17 protein-coding genes are annotated in these 16,817 nt (G+C 56.4%); 11 read left to right on the top strand and 6 right to left on the bottom strand.

Translation table 11 applies throughout. The annotated features are described in order from the left end of the window. The first annotated feature begins 62 nt into the window (after positions 1 to 62). The gene (locus MLE19_RS08445) at positions 63 to 452 is read left to right on the top strand and encodes a RidA family protein (RefSeq protein WP_022521094.1); all 390 of its coding nucleotides are present in this window, start codon (positions 63 to 65) and stop codon (positions 450 to 452) included. 9 nt (positions 453 to 461) lie between these two features. Here the strand turns inward: MLE19_RS08445 and MLE19_RS08450 are convergent, their stop codons facing one another. After that, positions 462 to 1,343, bottom strand: coding sequence for an SDR family oxidoreductase (locus MLE19_RS08450; protein ID WP_240717735.1), 882 nt, complete (start codon positions 1,341 to 1,343; stop codon positions 462 to 464). A 196-nt stretch (positions 1,344 to 1,539) separates the two neighbouring features. Here MLE19_RS08450 and MLE19_RS08455 point away from each other — a divergent pair, with 196 nt between their 5' ends. Both MLE19_RS08455 and recG read left to right on the top strand, forming a co-directional pair. Next, positions 1,540 to 2,469, top strand: a complete 930-nt coding sequence (locus tag MLE19_RS08455) for a hydrogen peroxide-inducible genes activator (protein ID WP_240717736.1) — start codon at positions 1,540 to 1,542, stop codon at positions 2,467 to 2,469. Continuing rightward, positions 2,466 to 4,544 carry an ATP-dependent DNA helicase RecG gene (gene recG, locus MLE19_RS08460; protein ID WP_240717737.1) on the top strand — a complete coding sequence of 693 codons (2,079 nt, stop codon included), beginning with the start codon at positions 2,466 to 2,468 and terminating at the stop codon, positions 4,542 to 4,544. Before MLE19_RS08455 ends, recG begins: the two co-directional genes overlap by 4 nt. Here the strand turns inward: recG and yccS are convergent. Further along, positions 4,535 to 6,745, bottom strand: coding sequence for a YccS family putative transporter (yccS, locus tag MLE19_RS08465; RefSeq protein WP_240717738.1), 2,211 nt, complete (start codon positions 6,743 to 6,745; stop codon positions 4,535 to 4,537). The two genes, recG and yccS, sit on opposite strands and share 10 nt — an antisense overlap. Before the next feature lie 173 nt (positions 6,746 to 6,918). Between yccS and MLE19_RS08470 the strand changes: the two genes are divergently transcribed. The 7 genes from MLE19_RS08470 to MLE19_RS08500 all read left to right on the top strand — a co-directional run bounded on the left by MLE19_RS08470 (position 6,919) and on the right by MLE19_RS08500 (position 13,173). Continuing rightward, positions 6,919 to 7,737, top strand: coding sequence for a DUF3100 domain-containing protein (locus tag MLE19_RS08470; RefSeq protein WP_240717739.1), 819 nt, complete (start codon positions 6,919 to 6,921; stop codon positions 7,735 to 7,737). Beyond that, the gene (locus tag MLE19_RS08475) at positions 7,724 to 8,218 is read left to right on the top strand and encodes a hypothetical protein (protein ID WP_240717740.1); all 495 of its coding nucleotides are present in this window, start codon (positions 7,724 to 7,726) and stop codon (positions 8,216 to 8,218) included. Before MLE19_RS08470 ends, MLE19_RS08475 begins: the two co-directional genes overlap by 14 nt. A 10-nt stretch (positions 8,219 to 8,228) precedes the next feature. Then, positions 8,229 to 9,386, top strand: coding sequence for a M20 aminoacylase family protein (locus tag MLE19_RS08480; RefSeq protein ID WP_240717741.1), 1,158 nt, complete (start codon positions 8,229 to 8,231; stop codon positions 9,384 to 9,386). 141 nt (positions 9,387 to 9,527) lie between these two features. Further along, entirely contained in the window at positions 9,528 to 10,418 is an 891-nt protein-coding gene (locus MLE19_RS08485; protein WP_240717742.1) for an NAD(P)-dependent oxidoreductase, read from the top strand. Further along, positions 10,415 to 11,983, top strand: a complete 1,569-nt coding sequence (locus MLE19_RS08490) for an aldehyde dehydrogenase family protein (protein ID WP_240717743.1) — start codon at positions 10,415 to 10,417, stop codon at positions 11,981 to 11,983. Before MLE19_RS08485 ends, MLE19_RS08490 begins: the two co-directional genes overlap by 4 nt. Positions 11,984 to 12,058: 75 nt before the next feature. Continuing rightward, positions 12,059 to 12,934: a VOC family protein gene (locus MLE19_RS08495; protein ID WP_240717744.1), complete on the top strand. Its 876-nt coding sequence runs from the start codon at positions 12,059 to 12,061 to the stop codon at positions 12,932 to 12,934. 107 nt (positions 12,935 to 13,041) lie between these two features. Beyond that, positions 13,042 to 13,173, top strand: coding sequence for a hypothetical protein (locus MLE19_RS08500; protein ID WP_240717745.1), 132 nt, complete (start codon positions 13,042 to 13,044; stop codon positions 13,171 to 13,173). Here the strand turns inward: MLE19_RS08500 and MLE19_RS08505 are convergent. The 4 genes from MLE19_RS08505 to MLE19_RS08520 form a co-directional block, all read right to left on the bottom strand. Continuing rightward, the gene (locus MLE19_RS08505) at positions 13,170 to 14,084 is read right to left on the bottom strand and encodes a LysR family transcriptional regulator (protein WP_240717746.1); all 915 of its coding nucleotides are present in this window, start codon (positions 14,082 to 14,084) and stop codon (positions 13,170 to 13,172) included. The genes MLE19_RS08500 and MLE19_RS08505 overlap by 4 nt on opposite strands. A gap of 79 nt (positions 14,085 to 14,163) precedes the next feature. Continuing rightward, positions 14,164 to 14,520, bottom strand: a complete 357-nt coding sequence (locus MLE19_RS08510; protein WP_240717747.1) for a hypothetical protein — start codon at positions 14,518 to 14,520, stop codon at positions 14,164 to 14,166. Then, positions 14,520 to 14,792 carry an HU family DNA-binding protein gene (locus MLE19_RS08515; protein WP_240717748.1) on the bottom strand — a complete coding sequence of 91 codons (273 nt, stop codon included), beginning with the start codon at positions 14,790 to 14,792 and terminating at the stop codon, positions 14,520 to 14,522. Before MLE19_RS08515 ends, MLE19_RS08510 begins: the two co-directional genes overlap by 1 nt. 126 nt (positions 14,793 to 14,918) lie before the next feature. After that, complete coding sequence (locus MLE19_RS08520; RefSeq protein ID WP_240717749.1) at positions 14,919 to 16,109, bottom strand: NAD(P)/FAD-dependent oxidoreductase; 1,191 nt, start codon at positions 16,107 to 16,109, stop codon at positions 14,919 to 14,921. A 98-nt stretch (positions 16,110 to 16,207) separates the two neighbouring features. Between MLE19_RS08520 and MLE19_RS08525 the strand changes: the two genes are divergently transcribed. Continuing rightward, entirely contained in the window at positions 16,208 to 16,783 is a 576-nt protein-coding gene (locus tag MLE19_RS08525) for a chorismate--pyruvate lyase family protein (RefSeq protein WP_240717750.1), read from the top strand. Positions 16,784 to 16,817: the final 34 nt, after the last annotated feature.

Genomic DNA, 16,817 nt, shown 5'->3' on the forward strand with positions numbered 1-16,817 from the left:
GGTTGAGTCGGCTTGGCGCTAATTCGAACGACTTATTACCCACTGAAGGAGCGAGACATCGCATGAGCAATAAGGCTGTTATTAACACCAGCAAAGCCCCCGCTGCTATTGGCCCCTACTCCCAGGCTATTAAAGCGGGTAATACGGTGTATCTGTCTGGCCAAATCCCGCTAGACCCCGCGACCATGGCGATTGTGTCTGAGGATTTTGAAGCCCAGGCACGCCAAGTCTTCACCAACCTGCAAGCGGTGTGTGAAGAAGCTGCGGGCTCGTTAAGCGATATCGTTAAGCTGAACCTATATTTGGTCGACTTGGATAACTTTGCGATTGTTAACCAAGTCATGGAAGAGTTCTTCACCGCTCCTTTCCCTGCCCGCGCCGCTGTTGGCGTGAAAGCGCTGCCCAAAGGCAGCCAAGTGGAAGCTGAAGCGGTTATGGTAATTGGCGATTAACCAAGACGGTTAAACGCTGTTGACCTCTAGAAAGCCTCCCTCTTTGAGCACCTGCGCATAGCCTTCACGGTAGCTGGGGAAGCGGAACTGATAGCCAGTGTCGATAATGCGCTGGTTATCGCAACGTTTGCTGGTCCGGCGGCGTAAAGGCGACTGCATGGTCTCAGAGGCTTCGACTTTTAACTGAGTAGCCAACCACATCATCACGTTATGCATGGTAACCGGCTCACAGTCGCTGCCCAGGTAGATATTGGCCAGCGTCTCGCCGCTCTCTTGATAGCGAATCAGGTGGGCGATAATGCCGGTGCAGTCATCACGGTGAATGCGATTTGAGTAGATCACTGGAGTGATCGCCGCTACGCGGCCTTCAGCCACCTGATGGATCAGCCGGTCACGACCTGGGCCGTAAATGCCTGAGAAGCGAATGACCGTGCCGGGCAGTGAATGATTGATCAGCGCCTGTTCGGCTTCGCACATCAGTGTGCCAGAGAAGCTGGTCGAGTCGGCGGGGCTCTCTTCGTTAACGACTTCGCCCTCCTGCTGACCATGCACACTGGTCGATGAGACGAAAAATACCCGACGCGGCGGCGTTTTGTGCTGCTCCATGACGCTTAGCACGCGTTTTAAACCTTCCGGGTAGGCGCTTTGATAAGCACTCTCTTCGAAACGGTCGGCGCTGACGGTATAGACCACGTAGTCGGCTTGAGGAAGACGTTTGGCATCGGCCTCTTCAAGATCGTTTAAATCCAGCTTAAGCGGTTTAATGCCCGTGCCTTTTAGGGCCTCGACATTGCGACGTACGCCAATGACCTGGTGTCCTTCCTCGAGTAACTCGCGCCCAAGGTTGATCCCTATATCGCCACAGCCGATAATCAGTACGGTTAGCTTCACCGTGCTCACTCCTCTTGATTAATATTCCCTATTAGATGCAAAGTCTCTACCAACGATTACATGGAACCGTGACACTGTCGGTTTAGAACACGTCAGTTGAGAAAAACATTGGCAGAGTTTGCTTGTCCTTTTCCATCCCGCTGACTGTCACTATGTTAGTCACACGCTGCTACGAGAGGATGCCACTGGCACCGCTATGACTTTAACAGAACTTCGCTACATCGTAACCCTCGCCCAGGAGCGCCACTTTGGTCGCGCGGCTGAACGCTGTCATGTTTCGCAGCCGACACTCTCGGTGGCGGTGAAAAAGCTGGAGGAGGAGCTTGAGACAGCGCTGTTTGAGCGCTCCAAGTCCACCGTACAGGTGACCCCGCTGGGTGAAAAAATCGTTGCTCAGGCTCAGCGAGTGCTGGAACAGAGCACACTGATTTTTGAGCTGGCCAGCACTGGTAAAGATCAGTTGGCCAACCCGCTGCGTATTGGCGCTATTTATACTATTGGACCGTACCTATTTCCCCATCTAGTGCCCGCGCTTGCTAACGCGGCCCCGCAAATGCCGCTGTATATTGAAGAGGGCATGACCGGCACGCTGCGCGCCAAGCTACGCAGCGGCGAGCTGGATGTGATTATTGTGGCGTTGCCGTTTACCGAAACCGATGTGGTCACCAAGGCGATCTACGACGAAGACTTTGAAGTATTAATGCCCGCCGATCACCGCTGGGTAGAGCGAGAGGCAATCAATAAAGAGGACTTGCTGGAAGAGCGCCTGCTGTTGCTGGGGGAAGGCCACTGCTTCCGCGACCAGATTCTGGAAGCCTGCCCGGCGATTACCCAAAAACTCAATAGCCCCAACAATACGCTGATTGCGGAAGGCGGCTCGCTGGAAACCATTCGTCATATGGTTGCGTCGCGGTTGGGCATTACCGTACTGCCCCAGTCGGCGCTAGGCACCAATCAGTATGAGAATGCCATGTTAGTGAGTCGGCCATTTGTGGAGCCCGCGCCTTCCCGCACCGTGGCGATTGCCTGGAGGGCGAGTTTTCCACGCCCTAAAGCCATTGAGGCACTGATTCAGGCGATCAGCCACTGTCAGCAGCCTGCTCAGGCCGTGAAAAGCGCCCCATGAGCGATCTCTCCGCGCCCATTACGGCGTTGAAAGGTGTCGGCGAAGCGCTGGCGCTAAAGCTTGGTCGGTTGGGCATTGAGCGGGTGAGCGACCTGCTGTTTCACCTGCCGTTGCGCTACCAGGACCGTACCCGGCTAACGCCCATCGGCCAACTGCGCGCCGGGCAAGAGGCGGTCATCGAGGGGGAAGTGACCGCCTGCGATGTCGTCAAGGGGCGCCGCCGTAGCCTGCTGGTGCGGCTCCGCGATGGCAGCGGTATTTTGAGCCTGCGCTTTTTTCACTTCTCTCCTGCTCAACAGCAACAGCTGCGCCCTGGCGCCACGGTGAGAGCTTTCGGTGAAGCGCGGGCTGGGGCAACCGGTTTAGAGATCTATCACCCTGAATATCGTCAGAGTGGCGGCAGTGAGACCCCCGTAGAGGAGTATTTCACGCCGATTTATCCCACCACCGAAGGCTTGAACCAACTGCGGCTGCGAGCCTTGGCTCAGCAGGCGCTCGGGCTGCTGGATAACGCTCCCGAAGCGCTGCCCGATGTCATTCCCGATACGTTGCTCCAACGCTTTCAGCTACCGGGCCTCCACGCCAGCCTGCACTTACTGCACCAGCCGCCGCCCGATGTGAATATTGAACAGTTGACCAGTGGCCAACACCCGGCCACGCGCCGCCTAGCGCTGGAAGAGCTGCTCGCCCATCAACTAAGCCTGCGCGAGGTACGCCTGCGTATTCAGGCCGACGGCGCGCCTTCGCTTCCCTCTGGGCGCAGCCTGCAGGCGCGTTTTTTGGCCCAGTTACCGTTTGCGCTAACCGGTGCCCAGCGCCGCGTACTCGAAGAGATTGGCCACGACCTAAGCCGCCCAGCGCCGATGCTGCGCTTGATTCAGGGTGATGTGGGATCGGGTAAAACCGTGGTGGCCGCCATGGCCGCTCTCTGTGCCCTGGCAGGCAACTGCCAAGCGGCGATCATGGCGCCAACGGAAATCCTCGCCGAGCAGCACTACCGCTCGTTTAAAGCCTGGTTTGAGCCGCTGGGTATCGAAGTGGCGTGGCTGGCGGGCAAGCTTAAAGGCAAAGCGCGGCTAGATGCCAAGGCGGCGATTGCCGATGGCCGTGCGCGCATGGTGGTGGGTACCCATGCGCTATTTCAGGACGATGTGCATTTTGAATGCTTGGGGCTGGCGATTATTGATGAACAGCACCGCTTTGGTGTGCACCAACGCCTGGCGCTGCGTGAGAAAGGCGAGGCGGGCGGGCTCACCCCACATCAGTTGATCATGACCGCCACGCCAATTCCCCGGACTCTGGCCATGAGCGCCTATGCAGACCTGGATGTCTCGGTGATCGACGAGCTTCCCCCCGGCAGAACGCCGGTGAAAACCGTGGTGGTGCCCGATGAGCGTCGCCCCGAAGTAGTCGAGCGCATTCGGCTAGCCTGTAGTGAAGGCCGCCAGGCTTACTGGGTATGCACGCTGATCGACGAGTCCGAGGTGCTGCAGTGCCAGGCCGCCGAAGTTACCCGGGATGAGCTCACCGTCGCCTTACCTGAGTTGGCAGTGGGGTTGGTTCATGGGCGGATGAAATCCAGCGAGAAAGCCGAAGTAATGACCGCCTTTAAAGAAGGAGAGCTGGATCTACTGGTCGCGACCACGGTAATCGAAGTGGGGGTGGATGTTCCCAACGCCAGCCTGATGATTATCGAAAACCCTGAGCGGCTGGGGCTTTCCCAGCTTCATCAGCTACGTGGCCGGGTTGGGCGTGGCAGCACTGAAAGCTTCTGTGTGCTGCTTTATCATCCGCCGCTGTCGAAAAGCTCCCGCCAGCGCTTGGCAGTGATGCGCGAAACCACCGACGGCTTCCGCATCGCCGAGAAAGACCTGGAAATCCGCGGCCCTGGCGAAGTGCTAGGTACCCGCCAAACCGGCTTGGCGCAGATGAAAATTGCCGACTTGGAGCGCGATGCCGACCTTCTGGAGCGAGTGAGCGCTATGGCTCAAACGCTGCAGGGCAATTCTGAGGTTACCGCCGTGCTGGTACGCCGATGGTTAGGCGAGGCCGCGGGGCGTTATGGTCAAGTATGAATGCTAGTGCTACTCGAGATGGGCGCTTCGCTTCCCACCAACCGATTCGCCGCCTCGCCCAGCGGGGCCAGTTGCTCGGTAATAAGGCGTAGCTGGCTCTGAATAGGGCGGTAGAGGTTGATCGCCTGTTCGTCCGCTACTGCTCCACTCTGCCCTTCTAACTGGGTTAGCAGTTCAGCGGCTTGATCCGTTAGTGCCTCAACCGGCTGGCGCTGGCGTAACCGTTCCGCAATCTGACCCAACAGCTCACCAATGCGCTTTGCTACCGGCACCAACGTGGCGTCGTCTTCATCATCTGCCAACTGATGGCGATGGGCGCCTAACGCTGAAAGGTGGCTCAGCAGAGTGTTGGAGAGCACTAGAAAGCGCAGGCCATTGTCTGCGTCCAGTTTCCGGTAGTGACCCGGCTCATGAAGCATATTGGTGAGTAGCGTGGAGAGCGCAGCATCCGCGTTATGGGCATTGCGCCGCGCTAGGCGATAGGCCAAGTCATCCTGTTTGCCTTCCTCGTACTGATGGATGATTTCTTCCAAGTAGCGGCGGTGGTTATTCAGCGCATTGGCGGCCTCGCGGTAAAGCCTGCGTCCCTGCCAATCGGGCAGAATGAAAAACACCGCTAAGCCTGCAATCAGCGAGCCGATCAAGGTATCGAAAAGGCGCGGTAATATCAGGTTAAAGCCATCGCCGACTTGGTTGAAGCTGCACAACACCAGCAAGGTGATAGAAGCGGTGGCGATCACATAGTGTTTCTCGCGGTTGGCGAAGAACGACACCCCCGCGGCCACGGCGATCATGCTTTGTACCAGCGGATGCGGGAAGAGGCTGATTGAGGCCCATCCCACCACCAAGCCGAGTACCGTGCCCAACATCCGCTGAGATAAGAAGCGTCGCGTGGTGGCGAAGTTGGGGCGGCAGACAAATAGGGTGGTAAGCAGAATCCAAAAACCCTGTTCGGGGTCGATCCATTGCAGAATCCCGTAGCCTGTCATTAACGCAATCGAGAGTCGCACCGCGTGGCGAAAGGTGGGGGAACCAAGGGTAAAATTCAGGCGCACCCGCTTCCAGGCTTCCTGCATGCTTGAGGGCGAGCGGTCATAAAGCGAGCTGTCGCGTCGCTCTTCGCTGGCATCAGGGTTGTGGGCACTGGCGAGCTGGTTTTCCAACGTGGCCAGGTTCTCTGCTAGGGCACTCAAGGGGTAAAGCAGCGGACGCCATTCGGGTTTTCCCCGGTCGCGCAGGTTCTCAATTGAGGCGTGTAGATCGGCCAGCGCTTCTTCGCTCTGCTGGTGGTCAAACGGTCGGTTGAGCAGCAGCGATTTGGCCAGTTGACGGCAGGAGCGCCCTTGCTGATCCAGCAGCCGCTGACAGCGAAACAGTACATCGTGGTGGAAAAATGCTTTGCTGAGCGCGCTGTACGGGTAGTGAGTGGAACTGGCGCGCTCGTGAATATCCTGGGCAATAAAGTAAATCCGCAGGTAGCGGTTGAGCTTGCGGTCACCGCGCTGACCTTCAAGCCGCCTAAAAATCATCTCTTTGGCTTGATTCAGGGCATCGACGACTTTACCGTTTTGCCGCGCTAGCGCCACCCGGCGCGCTTCTACATCGACACCACGTACCGGCTCAAACAGCGCCGATTTCAGAATCAAAAACTCACCCAGCGCCTTGTACACGCGCGCCATGCTCTGTTTCACCGGCTGGCGCGAAAATAGCGCGCACCACACGATTGAAATTAGCCCGTACCAGACGGCCCCCGCCAACAGCAGCAGTTGGCGTGCGGCCACGTCTTCATCTACCCCGCCGTGCTGCTCAATATTGATCATCGAGTAAATCGACAGGATTAGCGTGCCGGAGGCAATCGTGGCATAGCGCTGCCCAATGGCGCCGAGCATAATCAGGGTAAAGGTGGAAATACCTAGCCCAATAACAAACAGCCACGGCCAGGGAAACAGCCACTGGACAATAAAGGACGCCGAGGTAAAACATACCAGCGTTACCACCAGGGCTTGAAAGCGGCCTTGCCAGCTGTCGTCGGTTTCTGACAGGGCGCAGGCGATGATACCCAGGAAAAGCGGAATGACCAGCGCGACATCACCCATTAGACCGCTAAACAGCAATGCACCGCTAAACGCTATAAAAACACGCAGACTGTAGGCGAATTTATCCAGCGTCCAAAGGCGCCGTAGCGGCAATGAAATGGGCATAGACTCTCTTATAAGTGTTTATTAGACTTTAGTATAAACGTGTGAAGGCTAGATGTCGCTACCTCGGCTCTCAACGTTTGAGTGTACTAAAAAATAGCGCACTAAAGCCCTATGATTGGAACGCTAACTTTTTCGATACTCGGAGTGACACTAAAAAAAACAGGAACACTCCAATGGATCTCAAGCTACTGCTGGACTGGCGTCTGCACCTAATGGTGATCGTGACGTCAATGTTTGCCGAGTGGATAGGCATTGTGCGCATTCCTCTCGGACCGGGAACACTGCTGTTATTACCTCTACTCTACGCCTTTATCATTGGCGTACTCTTCAACCCCCACCTTTTCTCGGTAATGGGCAAGGTCATTCCCAAGCCGGTCAGCAATGCGGCTGGCCCAATCATTCTAATCGCTATTTTGCCCTTTATTGCCAAGTTCGGTTCTACCATTGGCCCCGCCATTGAGCAGATCATCGCCGCAGGCCCTGCGCTGATACTCCAAGAGCTGGGCAATCTCGGCACCATGCTGATCGCGCTGCCCTTTGCCGTATTGGTCCTCAAAATGGGCCGGGAAGCGATTGGCGCGACCTATTCCATTGCTCGCGAACCTAATATTGCCATTATCTCAGACCGTTACGGGCTCCGAAGCCCTGAAGGCATCGGCATTATGGGCGTCTACGTGGTAGGCACCATGTTCGGTACGCTCTATTTTGCCTTGATGGCGGGCTATATCGCTTCACTGGATATTCTCGACATTCGTGCTCTGGCCATGGCCTGCGGGGTGGGCAGTGGAAGCATGGTAGCGGCATGTTCGGCGGCGTTAGCAGAAGCAGTCCCGGGTTCCCGTGATGAACTGCTGGCCTTTGCAGGGGCAAGTAATCTGCTCACCTATGCCACAGGACTATATATCTCACTATTTATCGCGCTACCGGTTACCGAGTGGATGTACAAGCGCTTAAAAGGCTCGCGTCAGGAGGTTCGTCATGAAAACCCATGAAAGCGGCGTTGATCAGTTTGATGCTGAAGCCTTAAAAGAGCTGCGCCCAGAAAACCAACTCGGCAAAACGGCCTTGGTGCTGGCGGCGGTGTGCGTGTCGGCGTGGTTCAGTAACGTAGTCAACGGTTCGCCCTTGTTAGAGGCACTGCCCGGCATGCTGATTCTGTATGTCATGGTCATCATCGGTTTGGTGATTGGGCGGGTATGCCCGTTTTACCTGCCCAGCGTGGCCTGGGTGTCGCTGATTAGCATTATCGCGACGCTGCCGTTCTTCCCCGGTAACGGCTGGATAATCGCAAGGCTGGCTGAGGTAGATTTTCTGGCGGTGGTAACGCCGGTATTGGCCTATGCCGGGCTGGCACTTACAGGCCGTGAGTTTTCCATGTTCAAGCAAACCGGTTGGAAGCTGGTGATCGTGGCCTTGCTGGTATTCACCGGTACCTTTATCGGCTCTGCCGTTGTCGCTCACGTAATGCTTTAAGGATAGGACGATGACTGCTTCAGTTAAGTTACCGGACAACGCTGAGCTCGCCGCCTGGCGCCACGATTTCCACCAGCATCCTGAAACGGCCTTTGAGGAGCACCGCACCAGCGCGCGCATTGCAGCGTTACTGACAGAGTGGGGCTTTGAGGTGACCACGGGCATCGCGGGCACAGCGGTGGTTGCCGCCTTGGATGGCCAGCACGGTGAAGGCAAGACTATCGGCCTGCGGGCCGATATCGACGCTCTGGATATTCGCGAAGAGACGGCGCTTGCCTACGCTTCGCAAACGCCCGGAAAAATGCACGCCTGTGGCCATGATGGCCATACCACGATGTTGTTAGGCGCTGCCTGGGCGCTAAAGCAGCAGCCGGATTTCAAAGGCCGGGTGGTGTTTATCTTCCAGCCCGCCGAAGAGAATGCGGGCGGCGGCCGGGTGATGGTTGAAGAGGGGCTGTTTGAATACTTCCCGATGGATGCCGTGTACGGGTTGCATAACTGGCCTGGGCTGCCGGTGGGTGTCGCGGCGGTACACGATACCGACGTGATGGCCGCGTTTGATATTTTCAGCCTGACGTTAACCGGTAAAGGCTGCCACGCGGCGATGCCGCACTTAGGCATTGATACGGTGCTGGCAAGCTGCCAATTGATCAGCCAACTGCAAGGGTTAGTGAGCCGCGAAACGCCCCCCGATAAATCGGCGGTGCTGAGTTTCACCAGTATTAACGCAGGGGATACATTTAATGTGATTCCCGAGCAGGTAGCGCTGCGTGGCACGCTGCGCTGTTTTGATATGGCGCTTAAGGAGCATTTAGAGGCGCGCTTTAAACAGGCGATTGCCAGCTTAGCAGAGTTCCACGGTTTAACCGTTGAGCTGGATTACCAGCGCTGCTACCCCGCTACCATTAATACGCCGGAACACGCCCAGCACTGCGCCACGGTTCTGGAAAGTTTGTTAGGCCCAGGCAATGTGATCCGTAACTCACCACCGAGCATGGCTTCTGAGGATTTCTCGTTTTTACTCGCCGAGCGCCCCGGGGCTTATATCTGGATGGGCAACGGCGAGGACTCCGCCTCATTGCATAACCCGCACTATGACTTTAACGACGCGCTGTTACCGCTAGGGGCGCGCTACTGGGTAGAGCTGGTAAGAGCGCTACTCGTCTAACTTATTATCGTCATTTAACGATTCTTCTTAACTAACTGCGTTCTTCGCTCCCTGATGCCCAATGGGTAGGGGAGCGTCTACGCCCAATATCGACACCGAACATAGCGTTTCGCCATCAACAAACGCTTAGGGAGTTTTAAGATGTCTTTAACCATTACCGTTATCGGGCTGGGTCAGATGGGCGGCAATATGGCGCTTACCCTTAAAGCAGCAGGGTTTGCAGTCACGGGCAGCGATCTGTTTGAAGCTGCACGCTCAAAGCTCGAAGGCCTCGGCCTGGCCGTCGTTGCTCCTGATGCCCTGCCCGTAAGCGATGTTTATCTGCTGTCGCTGCCCACCTCAGCCCATGTGCGTGAAGTGATTGAGCAATCACCGGGCCTGCTCACGCTGGCGCCGAAAGGCAGCGTGATTGTCGATACGTCAACCAGCGACCCCGCCGTGAGTCGTGAATTAGCCGAAAAAGTCACCGCCGCAGGCCTTCTTTGGTTGGATGCCCCGGTAAGCGGTGGGCCCAAGGGTGCTGCCAGCGGCAAGCTGGGGATGCTGTTGGGCGGCGATGAAGCCACCATTGAGCGGGTAACGCCGATGCTGGAGGCGATGTCGGCCAAGCGTACCCATGTGGGCGGACCCGGCAGCGGTCATGTGGTGAAACTTGCCAATAATTACCTGTGTGCGGCGCACTTGATAACTACCGCTGAAGCCGTGGCAATGGCAGCCAAAGCGGGCGTCGGCCCCGCTGCCTGCTTGGCGGGCATTAATAGTGGCTCCGGGCGCAGCGCGATTAGCGAGGTGAACTTCCCCGAGTGGGTGCTGAGCGAGCGTTTTGACTCTGGCTTTACCACTGGCTTGATGCGCAAGGATCTGCGCTTGGCCCGGGACGCCGCTGAACAATTGGGCATTCCGCTACCTCTGCTACAAGCCGTTGTTGATGCTTGGCACGCCAACCCCGAACAGCCCACCGACAGCGATGACTTCAACCATATCACTACGTCGATTTTAGCCCGTGCCAGCCAAGCGGAGAGCAACCAATGAGCTCACTTAGCCAACACGCCTGCGACCATCTTGCAGCACTACTGAAAGGCTTCGGTTTAGCCGCGAGTACACCTTTAAGCAACTGGATTGATGGCCGTTTAGTCGCCGGAGAAGGTGAAGAGATCACCCTGATTAATCCTGCCACTGGCGAAGCGCTGGTGAGCTACCGCGACGCGGGCGCTGGGCTAATTGAACGCGCCACTCAGGCTGCTGTGCGGGGCCAGCGCGAGTGGGTGACGCTAACCGCCAGCGAGCGTGGGCGGCGTATGAATGCCGCTTTGCGCGGTTTGGAGGGCCATGAAGAGGCGCTGGCGCAGCTGGAAAGCGTCGTCGCAGGTAAGCCGATTCGTGACTGCCGGGCTGAAGTGGGCAAAGTGCGAGAGATGTTTGAGTACTATGCGGGCTGGTGCGATAAGCAGCACGGCGAAGTGATTCCGGTGCCTACCTCGCATCTTAACTACGTGCACCACGTGCCCTATGGCGTAGTGGGGCAGATTACACCGTGGAACGCGCCGATGTTTACCTGTGCCTGGCAGCTGGCGCCCGCCATTGCTGCAGGCAACGCTGCCGTATTGAAACCCTCTGAGTTAACGCCGTTCACCTCGGTGGTGATTGCCAAGCTGTTGGAAGAGGGGGGCAAAGGAGTGTCTCAAGGTCTGCCTAAAGGGCTGATCAATATCGTCAACGGGCTGGGAAAAACGACCGGCGCGGCACTGACTGACCACCCCACTATCAGCAAACTGGTATTTGTCGGCTCGCCCCAAAGTGGCCGGATGATTGCCGAAGCGGGCGCGCGGCGGTTGGTACCCAGCGTGCTAGAACTGGGCGGCAAATCGGCCAATATTGTATTTGCCGATGCCAAGCTGGATGAAGCGGTAGCGGGCGCCCAAGCCGCCATTTTTGCCGCCGCTGGCCAAAGCTGTGTGGCAGGCTCGCGCTTATTGATTGAGCGCTCAGTGTTTGAGCAGGTCACTACCCGCTTGGCGCGTGCTGCGGAGCAGATTGCGGTGGGTCTACCCAGCGATGAGGCAACCCGTATGGGGCCGCTACAGAATCGCCGCCAATTTGAGCAGGTCACTCGCATGATTGAGGCCGCTGAAGCGGCAGGCGCGAGAGTGTTAACGGGTGGCAAGCGTCCCGAAGGCTTGCCTGACGAAGCCCACGGCTATTTTATTGCCCCGACTGTGCTGGTCGATGTTACGCCGGAGATGGAGATCGCTCAGCAAGAAGTGTTTGGACCGGTATTGGTGGCCATGGCCTTTGATGATGAAGCCCAGGCCATTCAACTCGCCAACGAAACCCGCTTTGGTTTGGCCGGAGCCGTTTGGAGCCAGGACGTGGCGCGGGCGCATCGTGTCGCCGGGCAGTTACGGGCAGGAACGGTGTGGATCAATAGCTACAAAGCGATCAGCGTGATGTCACCGTTCGGTGGTTTTGGCGACAGCGGTTTTGGCCGTTCCAGTGGCTTGGACGGCCTACGTGAATACACCGTGCCGCAAAGCGTCTGGGTGGAAACCGCGCCAGAAGCAAGCGTTGCGTTTGGTTACGGCAGTGGTGTCGGTTGATTGTTCGGCGGCACCTGAAGGTATTGGGCTAACCTGCTGGGGCGATTCGCCCCAGCATCGTGAGGAGTTACTGCAATGAGCTTTGGCATTGATCACCCCTTAGTCGCGGTAGCCGATTTAGATGTGGCAGCCGAGCGCGCGGAAGCATTGGGTTTTACCCTCAATCCACGCCACAGCCACCCTTGGGGTACCGATAACCACCTGCTGTTTTTACACAATAATTTCATTGAGTTAATCGGCATTGCCCATCCAGAGCTGACGGATTACCGTGATAGTAACGGCTTTCAATTTGCCAAAGTGGTTGAGGCTCGCTTAGCCATTGGCGAGGGGATTGCCATGCTGGCCTTAGAAAGTGAAGCAATGTCGACGGATCATGCGCTGTTGACTGCGCGTGGTTTTGAAGGGCACTCGCCTATTGAATTTCGCCGACTGGCGCATCTCGCCAGTGGTGATGTGGAAGTGGGCGTCGCATTAAATATCCTCCATGACCCTCAGCAGCCTTTCCTTACCCAGTTTTTATGCCAGCAATTGCGTCCCGAGCTGTTTCGCACAGACCCTTCTCTTGAGCGGCACGCTAATACGGCGAAGTCTATTACCGATATTTGGTATGTGTCAGATAACCCTGCTCGAGATGCGGAGCATTTTCGTCGTATCCATGGCGATGCAGCGATTCAAGCGCAAGCGGGGGGCTTTAAAATCCACACCGATAAAGGGGTTTGCCATTTATTAAGTGATTGGGCAATAGGTGAGCACTTTGAGGTGTTGGAAGGGCTCTCGTCAGTGCCCGCCAGGGCGGTGGCGTTAACACTGGCCTGTGAGGATATTGCCGCGGCGATGAATCATTGGCAGCAGCGCTCACTACCTTTTGTACCAGTGAACGCCCATGAGGCCGACATACCGCCTGAGGTGTTAGGCGGAACAGTGATACGCTTTTGTCAAACCACTGGGTGAGAGCACCAATAATGACCGAGACCTCAGATTTAGGCGCCCACGTCTTTAATGACCATGGCGCGCTAATTCAAAGGTGAGCGCCTCCTCAAAATTCAGCAGAATGCTTTTTGGGGGCAAACGCCGTTGTACTCGGCAATATTGAAATTGGTGAGGGCGCGCGAATCGGTGCTGGCGCCATTGTCACAAAAAGCGTAACCGCTGGAGCGACTGTGGTGGGACTGCCTGCGACTGCGCGCTAATTAATATCGCGAAACGCCTGCATCCAGCGCTGCAAATGGCGCAGTAACAGAATACTGGCCTTGGGTTGCTGGCGGCCAACGCGTGTAACCATGTGGGCGTGGGAGCGCTGAAACAGCGGGTTGTCTACCGGGCGAGCTACTAGCGTTCCAGCTTCTAAATCATGGGCGACGGCAAAAGCAGGCAATAGGGTAATGCCCATGCCGCTGCGCACGTACTGAGCCAACACCACCATTGAATTAGTGTTCATGGCTAGGCGTGGAGCAATCCGCGCCTGCTGAAAGGCTTGATCAACCATTTGGCGAACCCCGTGGCTGGGATCCCACATGGCCATGGGCTGAGCACTAAGCTGGGTCAGCGTTAGCGGTGCTGGGTGATTGGCTAAAGGGTGATCGGGAGACAGAATTGCCATTAGCGGTTGGGGGCTGGATGCCCAAAAGCGTAGCTGAGGGTGGGTGCGTTCGTGGAACATTAAGCCGATATGGCTATGATCCTCTACGACGGCTTCAATGATGCCCGAGGTGCCAGCGATATGAATATCGAGCTGGATACCTGCATACAGCTGAGTAAATTCATGTAGCGGGGAAGCCACCAAGTCACTGACAAACCCTTCACCAACAGTCAGGGATATCTTGCCGGTTTCCATGCGCTGGTAGGATTCAAGTGACGCAATAAAGCCTTCGTCTAATGCACCGCGCCGCTCGCAGTACTCGAGCAGCATTTCACCTACCGGGGTAGGTGAAATGCCGTCGCGCTGACGCTCCATGAGCGTTGCTCCCAAGGCTTCTTCCAGCAATGCAATTTGCCGACTGACGGCCGAAGGAGCAATGTCTAAGCGCGCCGCTGCGCGGCGCACGGAGCCCGACTCCAGAGTAACGCGGAAGTACACTAAGCGTTGATGAGGTATATCCATCGTTAGCTGTTATACCTCTGCTCTTTCTTTGGCTAAATTTATTTAGCCTAGATAATTACCCTGTGCCAATCATGAAGTACTACAAATATTTGAGCAGTCTTTGCAGCTTATTCATATCGGCGGAGTCGCCTACTAAGCGCACGTTGCCGCTCATCATGCCGTCAAGAAAGGCTTGCTGAGTTGGCTTTTTAAGTACTTTTAACGCCGTGGCTTGATCTCGGAAACGCAGTTCAAGATCTAAGTCAACGGGAAGCCCTTTACCGGTGCTGATGCCTTTTGGCGTCATCCGGTAGTGGCGGGCAATGCTTAGATCTTCCGTGGCAATTCCCCAGTCCAAGCCGCGCATACGCTCTAGCTGTTCACGAAAGCGCGGCTTGCGGCGCAGGGCGCGTTTGAGCAGTACGCCCAGCAGCCACAGCGTCAGCTTGAGCTTCATTAGGAAACGGCGTCCTTAAGTGCTTTACCCGGCTTAAAGGCGACGTTTTTGCTGGCTGGAATTTGTAGCGGTGCACCGGTTTGCGGATTTTTACCGGTACGCGCTGCGCGCTCACGTACGGTGAAAGTGCCAAAACCAATCAAAGCAACATCTTCACCCTTGGCACAACTGTTGGTGATCTCATCCAGAATAACGTTGAGCACTTGGCCTGCCTTATCTTTGGACAGGTCAGCACTTTCAGCGATGGCAGCAGCGAGTTCAGGTTTGCGCATAAGGAATCTCCCTTTAGTAAACAATCGAACTTTGTTAAAGAATCGAGCGTAAAGCAAATGCATGTTGTTGGGTGCGTCACCAACACTAGGTGAGCTTCTCTAGCCTAGTCGTGAACGCGGCGAAAATCAGCCTAGCAGCGAAGGTGCTGCTCTGGAAAGCTCCACTTTCCTTCTCACGCAGCCACCTGTCAACGCAAAACCAATCAAACGTCCGTCTTTATTTTCGGCCAAGGCACTGATATCTCCGCCTTCACCTTCTATTCGCCAGCGTTCAGGCACGGTGGTTGGTGGGTAGGCGACCACTGGCAGTAGAGGTGTTTTAACCACTATCGGCCATGTGCCGAAACTGACTGGTGTTGGGGAACCCGTGAGGGTTGCTGCCAATGCCTTGGCGCTCGCTTGCAGCGGTTGTACGTACATGGCATTAACGCCATCGACGCAGGCCACATCGCCCAGGGCATAGATGTTCGGGTTCGATGTACGCAGTAGGCGGTCAACTTCGATACCACTAGGCGAGACGCTAAGACCCGCGGCTTCGGCAAGCACCGAACGGGGTGTAAGCCCGGTTGCCATCAGGATGAGGTCGGCGCTGACAGCATCTCCGTTATCCAACCGTAATTCGATGCCATCAATGCTGCTCGGGGCTAATGAATCAATTGAGCGGCCTAGACAGAGACGGATGCCAGCTTCATTGAAGGCATCGCCTAAGGCGTTGCCCAACGGTGCTGGTAGCAGGCGCGGAAGCAGTGTGGCTTCAGGAGCAATGACGCTGACTTGATGCCCGCCTGCGTGCAGGTCGTTGGCAAATTCACAGCCGACTAACCCTGCGCCAATAATGGCTACTCGTGTAGGGCCGTGACCTAATGCCTTATGAAAACGGCGGTAGTCGTCTAAATCATTGATGGTAAAGCAGCGTGGGGCCACATTAGGAGCGATGCTGAAGGGCACTCGTGGCGCAGCGCCGGTGGCTAATACTAGCGTGTCGTAGCTGAGCACTTGGTCTTGTTCAAGAAGGATTGATCGGTTATCCACATCCAGTGCGCGCACGGGGGTGTGGATAATTACCCGGGCCTGCAATTCATTACCAAGCTCAGCGGCACTCCGCTGGGCTAATTTATCGGGTATGAGACCTTTGGCAAACCCAGTCGATAACAGAGGCTTGCTGTAGTCTTCGCCGCTGTCTGCACTCACTAGGGTGATTGAGCGTTGGTCGCCCAGGCGGCGCAAGGCGCGGGCAAGGCCAACGCCTGCCATGCCAGTGCCAATAATTACCAGTGCAGCGTGAGATGGCGTATTTTGTGTTTGGGTTGCGGGCATGCAGACACCAAAAGAGTCGTTAAAAAGATTGCTGAAACAAAAGCCTACTAATACCCCATGTTACACTAGCCAGCCCGTTTATTGCCTTGGAGAACTTGGTGACGCCTGCTGCTTTTCGGCAAACTCCTCCCTTTTCGCGCTGGCGTCCCCTTGCTGCTGCGCGCCCTGCCATGAGTGCTTCCTGGTGGCAGTGGGTTGCTTCTACTGACTCGTTAACCGCCCGCTTAATAGCTGCCGGTGGTGACAAGCCATTTCGAGTGCGGCTGCTACGCCAGGGCGTAGGCTGGCCGCAGCAGGATGAGGCCCAGGCGATTGGCATCGGCGCCAAACGTTACGCATGGCTGCGTGAAGTAGCGCTGTGTTTAGATAACACGCCATGGGTCGTGGCGCGCTCGGTTGCCCCGCTTACGCAGTTAAAGGGTCAGCGTTTGAAAGGATTAGGCGAGCGTTCGCTGGGTAGCTGGCTATTTCGGCAGCCTGGTTTAGTGCGTGGGCCGCTGGAGGCCACCTCTCGCCCCCCTCAATTTGCTAGAGCGAATGGAATAGAGAGTTACTGTGCTTGGGGCAGGCGCTCGGTGTTTTATCACGGCTGTCAGGAAGGCGGGTTATCGTTACTGGTTCAAGAGTACTTTTTGCATGCGATGGCGGATGAACTTGATCTGCCTTCGCGCTAGGCTAGCAGCTGTGTTTTATTTTTCGTGAGGTAAG

This window comes from Vreelandella neptunia (assembly GCF_022489065.1).
Lineage (GTDB): Bacteria > Pseudomonadota > Gammaproteobacteria > Pseudomonadales > Halomonadaceae > Vreelandella > Vreelandella neptunia_A.

Bases quoted from the DNA above. Each gene is read 5' to 3' on its own strand.
- MLE19_RS08480 (WP_240717741.1), top strand. From the start codon at position 8,229: ATGACTGCTTCAGTTAAGTTACCGGACAACGCTGAGCTCGCCGCCTGG.
- MLE19_RS08520 (WP_240717749.1), bottom strand. From the start codon at position 16,109: ATGCCCGCAACCCAAACACAAAATACGCCATCTCACGCTGCACTGGTA.
- yccS (WP_240717738.1), bottom strand. From the start codon at position 6,745: ATGCCCATTTCATTGCCGCTACGGCGCCTTTGGACGCTGGATAAATTC.
- MLE19_RS08475 (WP_240717740.1), top strand. From the start codon at position 7,724: ATGAAAACCCATGAAAGCGGCGTTGATCAGTTTGATGCTGAAGCCTTA.
- MLE19_RS08495 (WP_240717744.1), top strand. From the start codon at position 12,059: ATGAGCTTTGGCATTGATCACCCCTTAGTCGCGGTAGCCGATTTAGAT.
- MLE19_RS08515 (WP_240717748.1), bottom strand. From the start codon at position 14,792: ATGCGCAAACCTGAACTCGCTGCTGCCATCGCTGAAAGTGCTGACCTG.
- MLE19_RS08490 (WP_240717743.1), top strand. From the start codon at position 10,415: ATGAGCTCACTTAGCCAACACGCCTGCGACCATCTTGCAGCACTACTG.
- MLE19_RS08510 (WP_240717747.1), bottom strand. From the start codon at position 14,520: ATGAAGCTCAAGCTGACGCTGTGGCTGCTGGGCGTACTGCTCAAACGC.
- recG (WP_240717737.1), top strand. From the start codon at position 2,466: ATGAGCGATCTCTCCGCGCCCATTACGGCGTTGAAAGGTGTCGGCGAA.
- MLE19_RS08445 (WP_022521094.1), top strand. From the start codon at position 63: ATGAGCAATAAGGCTGTTATTAACACCAGCAAAGCCCCCGCTGCTATT.
- MLE19_RS08455 (WP_240717736.1), top strand. From the start codon at position 1,540: ATGACTTTAACAGAACTTCGCTACATCGTAACCCTCGCCCAGGAGCGC.
- MLE19_RS08505 (WP_240717746.1), bottom strand. From the start codon at position 14,084: ATGGATATACCTCATCAACGCTTAGTGTACTTCCGCGTTACTCTGGAG.
- MLE19_RS08470 (WP_240717739.1), top strand. From the start codon at position 6,919: ATGGATCTCAAGCTACTGCTGGACTGGCGTCTGCACCTAATGGTGATC.
- MLE19_RS08485 (WP_240717742.1), top strand. From the start codon at position 9,528: ATGTCTTTAACCATTACCGTTATCGGGCTGGGTCAGATGGGCGGCAAT.